We start from the raw sequence: 15,636 nt of genomic DNA, 5'->3' as shown, positions 1-15,636 counted from the left end.
TGCAGCCGGCGGTCAGCCGCGGCAATCCGGTGGAAGTTGGGTGTCGTCGATTTCGGAACTGCAGTGCCAGCTGCCGGCATCCGCATCCAGCTCCAGCCACACGGCCTTGCCGTCGATTCTGGCCGACTTGGGCGCATGGAGCACGGCTTCGATGCCGCATTCGCTGCCTTCGAAACGTCCGATGCGCACGCTGCTCAGCCGCTCGCTTGCGTACTGCTCGGGTGGCTTGAAACCCGCGTCGTCATTGACCGGGCAGCGGCCCTCGCTGGTCAGGAATTCGGTGATCTGCGGCTTCAATGCTGCCAGCTCGCCGACCGCCTCGGCGACCTTGGCGCGGCCCAGGTAATCGTTGTAGGCCGGGAACGCAATCGCGGCGAGGATGCCGATGAGGCCCACGATCACGAAGAGCCCGGCCACCGCACCAAGCACTGCAACCAGCGGCCAGCCGGGGCCATTGCTGCGCGGTTGCGCTGGTGGCGCGACAGACGAATGGGCCGGCGGAACGTACGCCGCGGCAGGCGGCAACGGCGGCGGAACCGCGCCCGCCCGCACATCAGTGGAAACTGGCGGGCCCAGGGTGTCGGCGCAGGCGGACAGCGGCAGCCAGCTGTCCATGCCTTCGCACCAGACCAACGTATCCAGGGCGACCACGCGATCGCGATACAGGTCCAGCAAGGCATCGTCGGCCACCGGGCCATGCCGATGGCGGTGGCCATCGGCGTAATACCAACTGCGCATCCCCGTTCCCCTGCACGCACATCCGTGGCGGCTTCAACGCTCAGTGTACGGGTTCAGGCTCGTCCAGGAACATCTGGGTTTCCATCCAGGCGTAGGCCGCTTCCGCCCCGGGCTGGTTGAACAACACCATCAGCACCACCCACTTGAGGTCGTCCAGATCCAGTTCGTCCTGATCCAGCGCCATGGCGCGGTCCAGTACCAACTCGCGCTGGTCTGCGTCGAGAATGCGGTGTTGCTCGAGGAACAGCAAAAACCCCCGGCAATCGACATCGAGCTTGTCCAGCTCCGGCCCGTGATAGATCCGCACCGGTCCATCGACATGCGGGCGCGCGACGCTAGGCCGCTGCTCGGAAAGCGCGTCCAGCCAATCGAAGGCCTTGCTGATTTCTGCGGGACTGAAACCGGCCTGGATCAGGCCATTTTGAAGCGAGTCACGGTCACGGACCAGGTCCGCATCTTCGCTGAAGTAATGTTCAAACAGGTACAGCAGTACATCGAGAATGCTCTCTTTCATTGCCCTCGGCCTGCGTCGCGCGACGCTGTGGAGGTGAAGAAACTAAGGATTGCGGGTATAGCGACCGTGCTCGGTGACCACGTCTCCCTCCAGTTCCATGATGAGCAGCATGGAGGACAGCGCGGCGGCCGTCAATCCGGTGCGCTGCACCAATGAATCCATAGGGGTTGGGTCGTGGCCCAGTGCTTGCCACAAGCGCTGGTAGTCGGGATCGGAGCGGGCAGGACCGGTGCCAGCGCTGGTCGTTGCCTTGCTGGACAACTCAGTGGGGGCGGCCAGCCGCTCGCGCAAGGCGCTGGCCAGTTCGCCAGACAGCTGGCCCAGTCCCTCGATGATCTGTGCGGGCTCCTGCACCAGCGTGGCACCCTGCCGGATCAGGTGATGACAGCCGCGCGCGAGCGGATTGTGCAGCGAGCCGGGGAGGGCGAACACCTCGCGCCCTGCTTCGGCCGCCAGCCGGGCGGTAATCAACGCGCCCGAGCGCATCGCCGCTTCGACCACCAAGGTCCCCAGGGCCAGCCCGGCAATGATCCGGTTGCGGGCCGGGAAGTGCGCCGCGACCGGGGCAGTGCCCGGCAGATATTCGCTGACCACTGCGCCGCGTTCGGTGATGCGATCGCGCAAGCCTAGGTGCCGCTCGGGATAGGCGACGTCGACGCCAGTGCCGACGACGGCCACGGTGATGCCGTCGTGCTGGGCCAGTGCAGCCTCGTGTGCGATCGCATCCACGCCGGCGGCCATGCCGCTGACGATGCCCAACCCGGCGCAGGCCAGGCTGGAGGCGAATGCGCGGGTATGATCGCGGCCGCCGGCAGTGGCCGAGCGGCTGCCGACCACCGCCACGCCTGGGTGCCAGAGGATGTTGGGGTCGCCGTCCACGAACAAGGCCATCGGCGGATTGGCGATATGCCGCAGCAGGGCCGGGTAATCCGGATCGCGCCAGCCGATCAGGTGGTGGCCGGGCTGTTCGCACCAGCGTAGCGCGGCCTCCAGCGCATGTAGATCGGGGTTCTGCAGCAGCGCAGCTTGCACCTCGTCGCATCCAGCTGCGCGCCACGCTCCCGGCCCGGCTGCCAGCATTTCGGACGCTGATCCGTACGAGGTCAGCAATTTTCGGCGGGGCGGGCTGCGGCCGCCTGCCAGCAGCAGGACCAGGAGTGCGCGCAGGTCGGGAGCGGTTTGGGCCATACATCCAGGCTAGGCCGCAAACGACGACGGCGCCCTCGGGCGCCGTCGCGTTGGTGCATCGGATCTTTCGCTTATTGCGCGTCAGGATGCTTGACGAAATAGCCCAGGCCGGTCGGCTTGACGCTTTCCATCACCAGCGCATAGCTGACCTTGTCGAAGGTGCGGAACACCATGGCATGCGAGGCGTACTCGTCGGGCAGGCCGACGGTGGAGCCGGACGGGCCGCTGAAATCGTCGTCGGTCCGCGAGAAGCGCGAGTGCTTGACGCGGTCGCTGACCGTGCGGCCCTTGCGCCAAATCGAGAACACCGTGCCGTTGTTGATGCCTTCGCGGGCGCCGCCGGAGATGGCGATCACGTCGCGCGTGCCGCCAACGGTGAAGGCGTCGGAGATGGCCAGCACGCGCAGTTCGGTTTGCAGCGCCTGTTCCGAGGGCGGATGCGGGATGAACTGCAGATCGTACGGCTGCGCTTCGACCGCCACGATGCGATCGCCGGCGCGCACTTCGCGGCCGCTGTCCTGCAGCAGCAGGGTCGCCGCCTTGGAGTTGCCGCCCGCCGCGCTGCGGGTGATGGTGCCGACGTTGACCTGCGCCATCTCGTAGCCGAGGAACTCGCGGCGCGTGCTCGGCGCGATGAAGTTCTTCCAGATGTTGCCCGAGCCGGCGGTGATGTTACCGGCCATGTCCAGGTCTTCGTTGTGCTTGGGCAGGCTGAACTTCACGGTCGGGCGGACCACAGCAAAGCGCTGGCCCGGCTGGGCATTTTCCAGACCGACCACGTAGGCGACCTGGCCGGTGGTGGCACGCGTGCGACCGGCTTCCAGACCCACGACATACGGCAACTGGTCGAAGTCGTCGACCACGCGCAGGTTCTTCAGGAACGGCTCGACGTCGGCCAGCGGAATGGCGTTGATCGGCGCTTCCTGGCGCGGGCCGGGCTGGATCGTGCCTTTGCCGACCCGGTCCAGATAGGCCAGGCTGATCACGTCGCCCGGATAGATCAGGTGCGGATTCTGAATCTGCGGATTGGCTTGCCAGATTTCCGGCCACAGCCACGGTTTTTGCAGGAAACGCCCAGCGATGTCCCACAAGGTATCGCCCTTGCGGACCACATAGGTGTCTGGATGCTCGCCCACCGCTTGCGCGGCAGCGTAGGTCGCGACGGTCAGCATCGCCGCAGCGACGACCGTACGAAGTCGGTTCAACATAGGTGCCTTCTTGCCTGATTCCCCAACAGGTCTGCGCACTATAGTCTAGAAACCGGGGCGCCACGCAAGCATTGCGCTAGAATGACAGCGTCTTGCCGGCGCCGCGCCGGTGTTTCCAGACGGGTAACCCCATGGCTTTGCTCCCAATTCTTGAGTTTCCGGACCCGCGGCTGCGCACCAAGGCCGTGCCGGTCGATGCTGCCGAGGTCACCAGCCAGGCGTTCCAGACGCTGCTGGACGACATGTTCCAGACCATGTACGAGGCGCCCGGCATTGGCCTGGCTGCCAGTCAGGTGGACGTGCACAAGCGATTCATGGTGATCGACATCAGCGAGGAGAAAAACCTGCCGCAGGTGTTCGTCAACCCCGAGATCGTGAGCAAGCAGGGCGAGCAGTTGTATCAGGAAGGCTGCCTGTCGGTGCCCGGCATCTATGCCGATGTCAGCCGCGCCGATGCGATCACCGTGCGCTATCTGGACCGTCAGGGCCAGGCGCAGGAACTGCAGGCCGACGGTCTGCTGGCCGTGTGCATCCAGCACGAGATGGACCATCTGGACGGCAAGCTGTTCGTGGATTATCTCTCGCCGCTCAAGCGCGAAATGGTGCGCAAGAAGCTGGCCAAACAGCGCAAGCATGTGGCTTGAGGGCTGGGATTTGGGATTGGGGATTCGGGATTGGCAAAAGCAGATTTTTGTTGCTCTTTGAGTCTGCTGGTTTCACATCGTTGAGCGCTCACTTCAGTGCGACCGCATGGCGATGCATTGCGATCGCGCCAAGTCTGCGGGCGAAAGGCCGTGAAACTTTGGATCCGCGAGTCGTGATCGATAAGCCGCTGCCTGTAGCTGGCATTCGATTCTCGGTTGCCACTCCTGCTTCTCGGTGCGCTCGATTCGGGATGATCCACGCAGGCCCTGGCGCCGGTTAGCCAAATCTTCCAGTGCAGGTCTCGCTTCCACCTCTTGGCTTCACGCTACTCCCGCCCCGGCCAGCACCCTCGCCGTTGCCTATCCCAAATCCCGAATCCCGAATTCCCGCCCTATGAGAATCATCTTCGCCGGTACGCCGGATTTTGCCGTTCCGTCGTTACGCGCCGCCGCGCAGCGCCATGAAGTGGTGGCGGTGTACACACAGCCGGATCGCCCGGCCGGGCGTGGCCGCGGGTTGACGCCCTCGCCGGTCAAGATCGAGGCGATTGCGCGCGGCATTCCGGTGTTCCAGCCGCAGACGCTGCGTTCGCCCGAAGCATTGGCGACGTTGCGTGCGCTGGATGCGGACCTGATGGTGGTGGTGGCTTACGGGTTGATCCTGCCAAAGGCCGTGCTGGCCGCGCCGACGCACGGCTGCTGGAACGTGCATGCCTCGTTGCTGCCGCGCTGGCGTGGCGCCGCGCCGATCCAGCGGGCGATCGAGGCCGGCGACACCGAGACCGGGGTGTGCCTGATGCAGATGGAAGCCGGGTTGGACACCGGCCCGGTGCTGCTGTCGCAGCGCATCGAAATTGGCGAGCAGGACACCGGCGGGCAGCTGCACGACCGGCTGGCCGCGCTGGGCGCGCAGGTGCTGTCCGATGGCCTGGGTCTGTTGCGCGCCGGCATCCGTCCGGTGGCGCAACCGCAGCCGGCCGACGGGGTGACCTATGCGCACAAGCTGGACAAGGCGCAGGCGCGACTGGATTGGGCGCAGCCGGCGCAGGAACTGGCGCGGCGTGTGCGCGCGTTCAACCCGTGGCCGGTCGCCGAGGCGATCCTGGCTGGCGAGCGCGTGCGCCTGCATGGGGCGGTGGCGCTTGAACTGGCCCATCAACAGCCCCCGGGCACCCTGCTGGCGGCCAGCAAGCAGGGCATCGATATCGCCTGCGGCGAGGGTGCGCTGCGCGTGCGCGTGCTCCAGCGCGAGGGCGGCAAGGCGATTACCGCCGCCGATTACCTCAATGCGCGGCGCGACCTGCCGGCGCTGCGCTGATGTCGGCCGATACCGCAACCGCCGGCGTTGCCTCGCGCCTGGCCGCCGCGCGCGTGCTGACGGCGGTGTTCGATCAGGGCCGGTCGTTGAAGGCCGAACTCGCCGCGACCTTGCCCGGCATCGGCGATCCGCGCGATCGCGCGCTGGTGGAGGCGATCTGCTTTGCGGTCATTCGCCGGCGCCCGGCCTATGACGTGGCGTTGCGGCAATGGCTGGAACGTGCATTGCCGCCCCGCGATGCCGAACTCAAGGCGCTGCTGATGGTCGGTTTCGCCCAACTGGACGTGCTGCAGCTGCCCGCGCACGCCGCCTTATCGGCCACCGTGGATGCGTGCCGCGCACTGGGCCGGCCCCGTCAGGCCGGCATGGTCAACGCGATCCTGCGGCGCGCCCAGCGCGAAGGATTTCCGGCGGTGGCCGACGATGCCGGTTGGCCGTCGTGGCTGCGCAAGCAGTTGCGCGCGGACTGGGGCGATCGTGCCGAAGCCATTTTTACCGCCAGCGCGCAGATGGCGTCGATGTGGCTGCGCGTGCGGCGTTCGCGCATCGACCCGGCGGGCTACGTCGCACGGCTGGCCGAACTGGGCATTGCCGCGCAGACCGATGCAGTGCTGCCGGATGCGGTGCGCCTGCACAATGCCGTGCCGGTGAGCCAGTTGCCGGGCTTCGCCGAAGGCGATGTTTCGGTGCAGGACGGCTCTGCCCAGCAGGTGGCCGATGCGTTGAGCCTGGCGCCGTCGGCACGCGTGCTCGATGCCTGCGCGGCGCCGGGGGGCAAGGCGGCGCATCTGCTGGAGCGCCATCCCGGCTTGCAGCTCACCGCGCTGGATGTGGATGCGCGCCGCCTGGAGCGCGTGCAGCAGACCTTGCAGCGCACGGTCCCCGATGCGCAGGTGGCATTGCAGGCGGCCGACGCCGCCGAGACGGACGCGTGGTGGGACGGCCAGCAGTTCGATGCAGTGCTGCTGGACGCGCCCTGTTCGGCCACCGGCGTGGTGCGTCGTCAACCGGATGTGCTGCTGCACCGCCGCGCCGACGATATCGATGCGCTATGTGCGCTGCAGGCGCGGCTACTGGATGCGACCTGGCGCACGCTGCGCCCGGGCGGACAATTGCTGTACACCACCTGCTCGCTGTTGGCGCGCGAGAACCAGGCCCAGGTCGAGGCATTCCTGCAGCGCACTCCCGACGCACAGGCGCAGCCGTTGGGTGCGCAGTTCGGGCATGCCGCCGGCGCCGGACGTCAGCGGTTTCCAGGCGAGCAGCACTGCGACGGATTTTTCTACGCGCTTTTGCTAAAAGCCTCCTGATCGCGCGCGAAGTCCAGCGCTCCACCTTTTGCGACCGACTGCCGCCCGACATGTTCAAGAATCGCGCTTCCACCGATGTCTGGTTGCTGGCCATGACTGCCGTGCTGGTGATTGGTGCCGGCCTGGGTTTGCGTGACCCGTGGCCGGCGGACGAGCCGCGCTTTGCGCTGGTGGCCAAGCAGATGGTGTTGAGCGGCGACTGGTTGTTCCCGCATCGCGGCAACGAGCTGTATTCGGACAAGCCGCCGATGCTGATGTGGCTGCAGGCGCTGTTCTACACGCTGCTGGGCAATTGGCGGGTGGCGTTCCTGCTGCCGTCGTTGCTGGCCGCCTTGGGCACACTGGCCTGCGTCTACGATCTGGGCCGGCGCCTGTGGACCCGGCGCGTGGGCGTGTATGCGGCCTGGATGCTGCTGTTTACGCTGCACTTCACCTTTCAGGCCAAGAAGGCGCAGATCGACCCGCTAGTGGTGTTCTGGATCACCCTGGCCAATTATGGCTTGTTGCGGCATCTGCTGATGGGCCCGGCCTGGCGCTGGTGGACGCTGGGCTGGTTCGCAGCCGGCTTGGGCGTGATCACCAAGGGCGTTGGCATCATTGCGCTGCTGATGCTGATCCCGGCCGGAATTGCAGCGGCGCGTGGCTGGCCGGGCGTACGCGTGCATCTGCGCGACCGGCGCTTCTGGCTGGGGCCGCTGTTCTTCTTCGTGGCGATCGCGCTGTGGTTCGTGCCGATGATGGTGACCGCACTGACCGCTGGCCAGCCCGAATACCGCGTGTATCTCAACGACATCCTGCTGCGCCAGACCGCCAAGCGCTACGCCAGCTCCTGGGATCACGCGCAGCCGGTCTGGTACCACCTGCAAAGCATGGCCACGATGTGGCTGCCGACCATCCTGCTGCTGCCATGGGCGATTCCGGCGTGGCGGCGCCGGCTGAAGCGGCGCGATCCGCGCTATCTGCTGCCGCTGGCCTGGTGGCTGCTGGTGCTGGTGTTCTTCACCATTCCCAGCGGCAAGCGCGATGTGTACATCCTGCCGGCGCTGCCGATGTTCTGCCTGGTGCTGGCGCCGCTGGTGCCCGGCCTGCTGCGCCGGGCTGGCGTGCAGCGGCTGCTGTTCGGGTTCGGGCTGCTGCTGGCAGTGGCGTTCTGTGCGGGTGGCGCGGCGATGCTGATCGGCCACCCGGGCTTCGAGCAGAAGATCATGGACAGTCGCGGGGTCGGCAGCGAAGCCACCGACCCGCTGGGCTGGCTGTTGCTGGCGGTGGGTACCTGGGGCATCGCCAGCCTGCTGCTGATGCGCGTGCGCCGCTCCGCCTTTGCGGTGGTCTCGCTGCTTGGCGCGTGGTGGGTGGCGTTCGGGCTGGTGTGCTATCCGATCTTCAACGATTCCAGTTCGGCCGTTGCGGTGATGCGCGAGGCCGGGCGTCGCATCGGCCCGGATGCGCAACTCGGGCTGGTGGCATGGAAGGAGCAAAACCTGCTGATGGCCGACCGGCCTGCGCAGACCTTCGGCTTCAAGGTGCCGTGGGAAACCCAACTGCAGCGCGGCGTGGCCTGGCAGGCAGAGCAACCCGGGCAGCGCTGGCTGATGGCGCAGGAGACCGCACTGCTGGCCTGCGTGGATCGCAGCCGCAGCCAGTTGGTGGGCGTGGCCAACCGCCGGCGCTGGTGGTTGGTGCCGGCCGATGCCGTGCGTGGCGCCTGCGTGGCCAGCTCCAGCGAGCGTGCGGTGGAAGCAAAGGAGCAGGGCAACCTGGATACCGAATGAGCCAGCCGACTCCACCGGCGCACGCGCGTGCCAGGTGCCATCGGCGCGGCGTCAATGCAGCAGCCGGTCGCTGTCTAGCAGGGATTCATGCGTCGCATCGTTAGCTTGGCCGGCGCTGCCGACGGCCGGCCATTGCGTCGCCTCCCTATTTCCCACCGATTTGTAGATGACTTCCTTGCGTCCCCACCCCGCGTCACTGTCGCCCTCTGCCCCGACCACCTCACGGGCAGGCGTGCGCATTGCCGAGCTGGGCGCGTTCGCATTGACTGCGCTGGTGGTGAGCATGCCGAGCGGGTTGCTGCCGTTCGGCCTGTGCCTGCTGCTTGGTTCGTTGATGGGCTGGCGCAGCCTGCGCGACGGCATTGCCGCGCGCGAATGGTCGTTGCGCGTGGTGGGCTGGCTGACGGTGGCGGTGATTGCGATGTCGCTGCTGTCGATCGTGTTGTTCGAGCACGGGCTGCGCGATGTGGGCAATCGCTCGCGCTTCCTGGTGCTGCCATGGGCGGCGCTATGGGCATATGCGTTGCAGCCGCGCCAGCTGTGGTTTTGGCGCGGTGCCCTGGTCGGCGTGTTTGCGGCCATGCTGATCGCGCTGCTGCAGGTGATGAACGGCGCCGACCGCGCCGAAGGCTTCACCAACGCCATCGTATTCGCCGACATCGTGCTGATGTTGCTGGTGGTGGCGGTGTTCTGCCGCCCGCTCGGCAGCGTGCGCTGGCTGGTGGGCGCTGGGGTCGCCACCGTGGTGGTGATCGTGCTCAGCGGCAGCCGCGGGGTGTGGCTGGCGATGCTGGCCACGCTGGGCGTGCTGATCTGGGGTGCGCCCTGGCACAGCACGCGCGTGCGCCTGCTGACCTTCATCGGCGGCGCGGTGCTGGCGGTGGGCATCGCGCTCAGCGTGCCGGCGCTGACCGACCAGATGCGCCTGGGCGAATTGCAGCGCGACCTGCAGCGTTACGAAGTGGGCGATACCGATTCGTCGGCCGGCGCCCGTATCGAACGCCTGCATGTGGCGTGGGACACGCTGAAGGCGCATCCGCTGAGGGGCGTGGGCGTTGGTCGTTTCGACGATGCGATGCACGACCTGCCGGCCTGTGCCGCCGACCCGTCGTTGTTCCGTTGCCAGTTGGGGCATGCGCACAACGATCTAGCCGAATGGAGTGCGACCCAGGGCGTGCCCGGGCTGTTGCTGCTGCTTGCCGTCTACGGCGTACCGTTGTGGATGTTCGTGCGACTGCACCGGCGCAGCGGGCAGCAGCAGTTCCGCGGCCCGGCGGCGGCCGGGGTGATGCTTGTGATCAGTTATGCCCTGTGCGGCCTGACCCAATCGATGTTCGCGCACCAGGTGGCGGCGAGCTTCTACACGGCCATGGTCGGCGTGCTGGTGGGTCTGTCGGCACGGCAGGCGCAACAAGCGCAGTCGGACGTGGCGAGCACCCGGTAGCGGCGGATGATCCACCGGCTGCAGGTGGCGTATGCACCAGCAGCGCGCCTGCAGTGCCTGAGCTCACGCGTGTGCAGAAAAAGAAGGGGGCGTTGTTGGAGTCGGGGTGCGTTGGCTTGCACATGCCGACTTGTGCGCACCGTCGGCGGCGTTCACAGCCGCTTGCCTGCAGCTCTCGAGGTCTTTACCTGTTCTGACTCGCTACGCCGGTCCGGCGTCCGCGCCGGGTCCTGCACCGGCTGATTGTTTTGCAGCAGCCACAACATGATGGTCTTCTGGCGGACGTAGTTGGCGCGTACATAGGCGTAGATCAGCCCATGCCAGCCATCGCGAAAGCCGCCGCGCAACAGGTAGCCGCGCCAGAAGCGCCAGGCCGGCGCCAGCACCAGCTTGCTCCAGGTGGCGCGTTTGCCGCGCGCATGTTCGTGCTCGGCCATCATCTGCGCGTAGCGCTGGGTCTTGCTCAGTTGCTGCATCAGCGAGCGGTACGGGTAATGGATCAGATCGCCCGCCAAGGTCTCCACGGGGCCATCCACGCTGGCCGCCTCGTGGATCTCGCGCTTGCCGCGCCAGCCGCCGCGGCGGCGATCGAACAAGCGCAGCACCCGGTCCGGATACGCATTGCCGTGGCGCAGGAAGCGACCGAAGTAGTCGGACAGGCGTGCGAAGCGGTAGCCGGCCGCCGTGGCGAAACCGGTATCGCGCGCCGCGATGATCGAGGCGCGCAGGGCATCGCTGACGCGTTCGTCGGCATCCAGGCACAACACCCAGTCGTGGCTGGCCTGCGCAACGCAGAATGCCTTCTGGCTGCGGTAGCCATCGAAGGCGCGGTGCAGCACGCGTGCGCCGTACTCGCTGGCGATGGCGGTGGTGGCATCGGTGGAGCCGGAGTCCACCACCACGATCTCGTCGCAGAACGCCAGCGAGGCTAGACAGTCGCGTAGGCGATCGGCCTCGTTGAACGCGATAATGCAGGCGCTGATGCGCGGCCGTTCGTCGGGTGCGGTCGAAGAGGACATGTGATGGCCGATTACCTGCTGTTCGCAACGGAGCGTTACGCGTTGCCTATTCTGGCGCCATTGGCGCAGGCGTTACAGGCCCGCGGGCACGCGGTGTCGGCCTGGTTCGAAGGTGGCGCGCGCGGGTTGGCGTTGCCGGGCGTGCGCGAGGTCGGCCTGCGCGAGGCGCTGGCGCTGCGCCCGCGTGCGGTATTCAGTGCCGCCAACTGGGTGCCACCGTTTGTTTCCGGTGCGAAAGTGCAGCTGTTTCACGGGTTCAACGTGCAAAAGCGCGAGGACAATCGCGGCCATTTCCGGGTGCGTGGGCTGTTCGATCTGTACTGCACGCAAGGCCCGGCCACCACCGCGCCGTTCCGCGCGCTGGCGCAGCGCGAGGGCCATTTTGCCGTGGTGGAAACCGGCTGGCCCAAGCTCGATCCGGTCTTTCGCGACGATGGCGGCCGTAGCGCCGCCTTGCGTGCGCCGGCCGCCGGCCGCCCGGTGATCCTGTTCGGTTCCACCTTTACCGAGCGGCTGAGCGCAGCGCCCGCACTCTACGACGAGATCGCCGCCGACATCGCGCGCGGCGCGCATTACTGGCTGCTGACCTTGCACCCGAAGTGCGCTCCGGAACTGTTCGATCGCTATCGCGCACTGGCAGGTGCCAACGCACGCTTCATCGAGCCAGAAGAGGTCATGGCCGCGCAACGTGCGGCCGATGTGCTGGTTTCCGATACCTCATCGATCGTGTCCGAGTTCGTGGTGCAGCACAAACCGGTGGTGACCTTTCGCAACCGCGTGCCGCAGCCGCACATGCTCGACTTCCGTCAGGCAGAGCAATTGCCGCAGCAGCTGGCGCGCGCGCTGGCGCCGGATGCGGCATTGTGTAGTGCGCTCGCCAGTTACGCCGATGCGATTCACCCGTATCGCGACGGGCAGTCTTCCGAACGGGTGATTGCCGCCACTGAAGACTTCATTGCCGGCAAACTCGGCGGGTTGCGCCGCAAACCGCTGGGTTCGGTGTGGCGCGGGTTGCAGATCCGTCGCGAGCTCGGATATTGGGGGCCGTCGCAGCGTTGATCGCTGCTGGTGGTTCGTTGACGAGATGCTTCCGGTGCGCGGTTGATCCAATCCCGATTCCCGACTCCCGATTGCCCAATCACCAGCGTAGCTTGCGCCGCGCCAGCGCGGCACCGAGTTGCGCCTGCAGCGCCTGCGCCTGGGCGAACGGCACAAAGCGCAGCCGCAATGCCGGGCCGGTGGCGCTGGCGCCGGCCGTATCCAGCCAAAGCGTGGCGGTGCCGGATAGCCGATCCAACGGCGAGCGCTGCAGCTGCAGCGCCTGCAGCTTGTCCAGCTCGGCCAGCCGCCACCAGCGCTTCCACCAGCCGCCGCGCACCGCGACGTAACGCGCATCCACCGCATAGGCCATGCGCTGGACCTGGCGCTGCGCCTTGAACGCGCTCCACGGCAGCCACACCAGCAACCACAAGGCCTGGCTGCCGAACTGCCACGTCAGGCCCGCCGTCAGCGGCAGCAGCGTCAGCGTGGCGGGCAGACTCAAGCGCCACCAGCAATGCGTGGCGATCGTCTGCCACTGCGTCGGCGGCCAGGCGATGCCGGGCAGCAGGCGTTGCAGCAAGGCATCGCAGTGCTGCGGCTCGGCAATGGGCGCGAGCTCCTTCAGTGCGCTGCCTTCGTTATCGCCTCTGCCGGCCACTGCGGTGTCCACCCGCAATTGGCGACGACCGAACAGGCGATGCAGCAGGCCTTCGTACAACGTCCACGACTGGATCCGCCGCAACGCCACGCTGCTGCGGATCCGCGTCAGCAGCCCGCGCTCCACGGTGAGGCGGCGCTCGGATTCGCTCAGATGGAAGCCGTGGTACTGGGTCACCGCCAGGGCGACCGACAGCGCGCGCATCGCCAACAACAGGGCAAGCGTGGCGAGGATCGCCAGCGTTGCGGTGACCGCGACGCCGGGATGGATCTGGCTGACGTAGCGATAGGCCAGCTCGCCGTTATGCTCGACGAAGTCGGATACCGTGCGGCGCGGAATCATCTGGTAGATCACGCCAAAGCCAGCCGCCACCACCACCATGCCGCGATTGGAGATCAGGCCCAGCCGGATGACCTCGGCCATCGGCAGGCGCAGCAAGCTGCCGCTGTCTTCTTCGATCTGCGGCGCCGGCACGCCTGTGTCGGTTGCACGGCGCCGTATCAGATCTTCCAGCGCAAGCGCCTGATCCAGCCGCAGCACGCGCATTTCCGCTTCCGGCTTGTGTCCACCGGCCGACTCCAGCCGCACCTCGGCCACGCCGGCCAGACGGTGCAGCAGCGATTGATGCACCACCACGTTATGGATGCGCGCAAACGGAATATCGCGCCGGCTGCGTTCCAACAAGCCGCTGCGAATGGCCACGCTATCGCTGCCGATCCGGTAGCGGTAGGTGAAGTAGCGCAGCACCGAAATCGCCACCAGCACCGCAATCACCACCGCGGTGGCGATCTGGTCGGCAACATCGCGATTGCCGTCGCGGCTGCCGAACAGGATCAGTGCCGCCAGCGGAATCAGGAACTGACGGATCTGCTGCAGCAACACGAACACCCACGACAACGGATGCAGGCGCTGCTCGTCGTTGCCGCGATGTGCAACGGCATTCATAGCGCGTCGTCGTCGTGATCGAGCTGCCGGGCCAGGCGGTCGCGCAGGCGCTCGGCATCGTCCTGATCCAGCCCCGACAGCGCCACCGCATTGAGCCGGCTGCCGGCGGTGTGCACCACCAGCGTGGTCAGGCCGGTCGCGCGTTCGATCGGCCCGCGGCGCAGGTCCACATGCTGCACGCGCGAAATCGGAACACGCGTATCGCTTTGCCACAGATGACCGCGCTGCAGCGCCAGGCCATGCTGATCGAGTTTCCAGTGCGTCAGCCGGTGCCGCTTGACCGCCAACCAGGCGCCCAGCAGGGCGATGACCGCGGTCACGCCCAGCACCGCCGGCCAGTAACGCCAGGCGTGCAGCCAGACAATCGTGACGCCGGCTGCGATCAGGCCCGCACATCCTCCGCCGAGCGCGCCATTGATCGCCGCCACATAGGCACCGCGACGCGGCAGCGACTGCCACTGGCTGTGCGTCACGGCTGGGGCTTCTGCCGGGGCGGGCTGGACCATGACGTCGGGGTGCGGCGGTGGAGCGTCGTGCACGTAGCTGGCCTGCAGAAGCGGTGCGCAAGCATAGCCGGCTGCCCAGTGCCGGCGCACCCGGCGCCGGGCGCGTTATTGCGCGGCCAGGATCAACGCATCCACATCCAGCGCGTGGCCAGCGCGCGCGGCCTTGGTGCGCAGGTATTGCTCGTTTTCGGCGGTGATGTCGCCAGTGATCGCGATGCGATCTTCGACCACGATGCCGGCCGCACGCAGGCGCTCGGCCTTGGCGGGGTTGTTGGTCAACAGCCGGATCCGACTGATGCCCAGCCCGCGCAGCATCGCCACCGCACTGCCGTAGCGGCGCTCGTCCGGACCAAAGCCCAACTGCGCGTCGGCATCGATGGTGTCCAGGCCCGCATGCTGATAGCCGTAGGCGCGCATCTTGGCGGCGATGCCGGTGCCACGCCCTTCCTGGTCCAGATACAGCAGGACGCCGCCACCGAGCTCCTTCAACTTGGCCAGGCCGTGCCGCAGCTGGTCGCCGCAATCGCATTTGAGCGAGCCGAACAGGTCGCCGGTGAGGCACGACGAGTGCACGCGCACCGGCACCGCAGTGCTCAGGTCCGGCTGGCCGACCACGATCGCCACCTGGTCGCGCTGCGCCACGCCGCCGCGAAACACCACGAACTCGCTCATGCCCAGGCCGCGCAGCGGTACCGGGGTGCGGGTCACCAGCTCGTAGCCGGCTGCCGCAGAGGTGGCGCAGCCGCGGCTCAAATCGTCCAGCGCCAGCGACTGGCAGCCGGCGAACGCGGCATGGTCGTGCACATCGCGCAACTCCACCGCCAGCAGCGCCGGCAGCAGCAGGCCAAGCCGCGCGATCTCCACGCCGCCGGCATCCAGCGCATCGCCGGCCGTCCACTGCGCAGGCACCGGGGTGTCGCGCAGGTAGGCCAGCGCGGCGAGCTGGTCGTAGCTGTGATCGATCAGGCCCACGCGCGCACCCTGCGGCGCGCTCAGGCCCAGCACCTGGGCGCGGGTGGGCGTCACGAAGAGATAGTGACGCCCCCGCGCGGCGCGGGCGAACGCCGCATACGACTGCGCCGTGCTGCTATCCAGCGCCAGCACCGCCCGCGCCTGCCCATCGGCCGCCGTCAGCAACACCGGGCGCCCGGCGCGCAGTTCGGATGCGGCGCGCTCACAGCGAATCGCCGCCGGATCGCCGAAGGCCTGTGCGCTGGGGGAGGGGAGGGGGCTACTCATGCACGACTCCAAATGGGGATTGCCACGGCCGCTTCAAGGCGGGCGCCGCCGCGGTCACTGCGTGATCGCATCTACCCATTGTCGCGCGCCTG

Annotated in this window: 14 protein-coding genes; 6 read left to right on the top strand and 8 right to left on the bottom strand. The window is 67.4% G+C overall.

What is annotated here, in order from left to right:
• Positions 1-12 precede the first annotated feature (12 nt).
• From FLG15_RS18830 to FLG15_RS18815, 4 genes are all read right to left on the bottom strand, one after another.
• Positions 13-738, bottom strand: a complete 726-nt coding sequence (locus tag FLG15_RS18830) for a pilin (protein ID WP_057677450.1) — start codon at positions 736-738, stop codon at positions 13-15.
• 40 nt (positions 739-778) lie between these two features.
• Positions 779-1,252 (bottom strand): DUF494 family protein, encoded by a 474-nt coding sequence (locus tag FLG15_RS18825; RefSeq protein WP_003484452.1) that lies wholly within the window; start codon positions 1,250-1,252, stop codon positions 779-781.
• A 42-nt stretch (positions 1,253-1,294) separates the two neighbouring features.
• Positions 1,295-2,440 (bottom strand): DNA-processing protein DprA, encoded by a 1,146-nt coding sequence (dprA, locus tag FLG15_RS18820; RefSeq protein ID WP_057677449.1) that lies wholly within the window; start codon positions 2,438-2,440, stop codon positions 1,295-1,297.
• Positions 2,441-2,511: 71 nt separating this feature from the next.
• Positions 2,512-3,648 (bottom strand): LysM peptidoglycan-binding domain-containing protein, encoded by a 1,137-nt coding sequence (locus tag FLG15_RS18815; protein ID WP_057658578.1) that lies wholly within the window; start codon positions 3,646-3,648, stop codon positions 2,512-2,514.
• A gap of 131 nt (positions 3,649-3,779) precedes the next feature.
• Here FLG15_RS18815 and def point away from each other — a divergent pair, with 131 nt between their 5' ends.
• From def to FLG15_RS18790, 5 genes are all read left to right on the top strand, one after another.
• Entirely contained in the window at positions 3,780-4,292 is a 513-nt protein-coding gene (gene def, locus FLG15_RS18810) for a peptide deformylase (protein ID WP_039568662.1), read from the top strand.
• 394 nt (positions 4,293-4,686) lie between these two features.
• Positions 4,687-5,610 (top strand): methionyl-tRNA formyltransferase, encoded by a 924-nt coding sequence (fmt, locus tag FLG15_RS18805; RefSeq protein ID WP_039568660.1) that lies wholly within the window; start codon positions 4,687-4,689, stop codon positions 5,608-5,610.
• Positions 5,610-6,920 carry a 16S rRNA (cytosine(967)-C(5))-methyltransferase RsmB gene (gene rsmB / locus FLG15_RS18800; protein ID WP_057686953.1) on the top strand — a complete coding sequence of 437 codons (1,311 nt, stop codon included), beginning with the start codon at positions 5,610-5,612 and terminating at the stop codon, positions 6,918-6,920. The genes fmt and rsmB overlap by 1 nt, the downstream gene beginning before the upstream one ends.
• 50 nt (positions 6,921-6,970) lie before the next feature.
• Complete coding sequence (locus tag FLG15_RS18795) at positions 6,971-8,692, top strand: ArnT family glycosyltransferase (protein ID WP_057678075.1); 1,722 nt, start codon at positions 6,971-6,973, stop codon at positions 8,690-8,692.
• A gap of 166 nt (positions 8,693-8,858) precedes the next feature.
• A complete protein-coding gene (locus tag FLG15_RS18790) occupies positions 8,859-10,136 on the top strand; it encodes an O-antigen ligase family protein (protein WP_150147041.1) in 1,278 nt (425 codons plus the stop codon).
• A 152-nt stretch (positions 10,137-10,288) separates the two neighbouring features.
• Here FLG15_RS18790 and FLG15_RS18785 read toward each other — a convergent pair whose 3' ends face one another.
• Positions 10,289-11,155 (bottom strand): glycosyltransferase family 2 protein, encoded by an 867-nt coding sequence (locus FLG15_RS18785; RefSeq protein ID WP_057678073.1) that lies wholly within the window; start codon positions 11,153-11,155, stop codon positions 10,289-10,291.
• Between FLG15_RS18785 and FLG15_RS18780 the strand changes: the two genes are divergently transcribed.
• The gene (locus FLG15_RS18780; protein ID WP_081022721.1) at positions 11,156-12,214 is read left to right on the top strand and encodes a CDP-glycerol glycerophosphotransferase family protein; all 1,059 of its coding nucleotides are present in this window, start codon (positions 11,156-11,158) and stop codon (positions 12,212-12,214) included.
• Positions 12,215-12,293: 79 nt separating this feature from the next.
• On the opposite strand, the gene FLG15_RS18775 is transcribed toward FLG15_RS18780, so the two are convergent.
• From FLG15_RS18775 to ribA, 3 genes are all read right to left on the bottom strand, one after another.
• The gene (locus FLG15_RS18775; RefSeq protein WP_057678072.1) at positions 12,294-13,799 is read right to left on the bottom strand and encodes a PH domain-containing protein; all 1,506 of its coding nucleotides are present in this window, start codon (positions 13,797-13,799) and stop codon (positions 12,294-12,296) included.
• Positions 13,796-14,272 (bottom strand): PH domain-containing protein, encoded by a 477-nt coding sequence (locus tag FLG15_RS18770; protein ID WP_017157063.1) that lies wholly within the window; start codon positions 14,270-14,272, stop codon positions 13,796-13,798. The genes FLG15_RS18775 and FLG15_RS18770 overlap by 4 nt, the downstream gene beginning before the upstream one ends.
• A 138-nt stretch (positions 14,273-14,410) precedes the next feature.
• On the bottom strand, positions 14,411-15,544 hold the full coding sequence (ribA, locus tag FLG15_RS18765; protein ID WP_057678071.1) for a GTP cyclohydrolase II RibA: 1,134 nt from the start codon (positions 15,542-15,544) through the stop codon (positions 14,411-14,413).
• Positions 15,545-15,636: the final 92 nt, after the last annotated feature.

Source organism: Xanthomonas phaseoli pv. dieffenbachiae (assembly GCF_008639345.1).
In the GTDB taxonomy this organism is placed as follows: Bacteria; Pseudomonadota; Gammaproteobacteria; order Xanthomonadales; family Xanthomonadaceae; genus Xanthomonas; species Xanthomonas phaseoli.
This window is presented reverse-complemented; position numbering and strand designations above follow the sequence as displayed.

What these genes read in the sequence shown, in the direction of transcription:
- dprA (WP_057677449.1), bottom strand. Translation starts at nt 2,440, where the DNA reads ATGGCCCAAACCGCTCCCGACCTGCGCGCACTCCTGGTCCTGCTGCTG.
- FLG15_RS18830 (WP_057677450.1), bottom strand. Translation starts at nt 738, where the DNA reads ATGCGCAGTTGGTATTACGCCGATGGCCACCGCCATCGGCATGGCCCG.
- fmt (WP_039568660.1), top strand. Translation starts at nt 4,687, where the DNA reads ATGAGAATCATCTTCGCCGGTACGCCGGATTTTGCCGTTCCGTCGTTA.
- ribA (WP_057678071.1), bottom strand. Translation starts at nt 15,544, where the DNA reads ATGAGTAGCCCCCTCCCCTCCCCCAGCGCACAGGCCTTCGGCGATCCG.
- FLG15_RS18825 (WP_003484452.1), bottom strand. Translation starts at nt 1,252, where the DNA reads ATGAAAGAGAGCATTCTCGATGTACTGCTGTACCTGTTTGAACATTAC.
- FLG15_RS18815 (WP_057658578.1), bottom strand. Translation starts at nt 3,648, where the DNA reads ATGTTGAACCGACTTCGTACGGTCGTCGCTGCGGCGATGCTGACCGTC.
- rsmB (WP_057686953.1), top strand. Translation starts at nt 5,610, where the DNA reads ATGTCGGCCGATACCGCAACCGCCGGCGTTGCCTCGCGCCTGGCCGCC.
- FLG15_RS18795 (WP_057678075.1), top strand. Translation starts at nt 6,971, where the DNA reads ATGTTCAAGAATCGCGCTTCCACCGATGTCTGGTTGCTGGCCATGACT.
- FLG15_RS18775 (WP_057678072.1), bottom strand. Translation starts at nt 13,799, where the DNA reads ATGAATGCCGTTGCACATCGCGGCAACGACGAGCAGCGCCTGCATCCG.
- FLG15_RS18785 (WP_057678073.1), bottom strand. Translation starts at nt 11,155, where the DNA reads ATGTCCTCTTCGACCGCACCCGACGAACGGCCGCGCATCAGCGCCTGC.
- def (WP_039568662.1), top strand. Translation starts at nt 3,780, where the DNA reads ATGGCTTTGCTCCCAATTCTTGAGTTTCCGGACCCGCGGCTGCGCACC.
- FLG15_RS18790 (WP_150147041.1), top strand. Translation starts at nt 8,859, where the DNA reads ATGACTTCCTTGCGTCCCCACCCCGCGTCACTGTCGCCCTCTGCCCCG.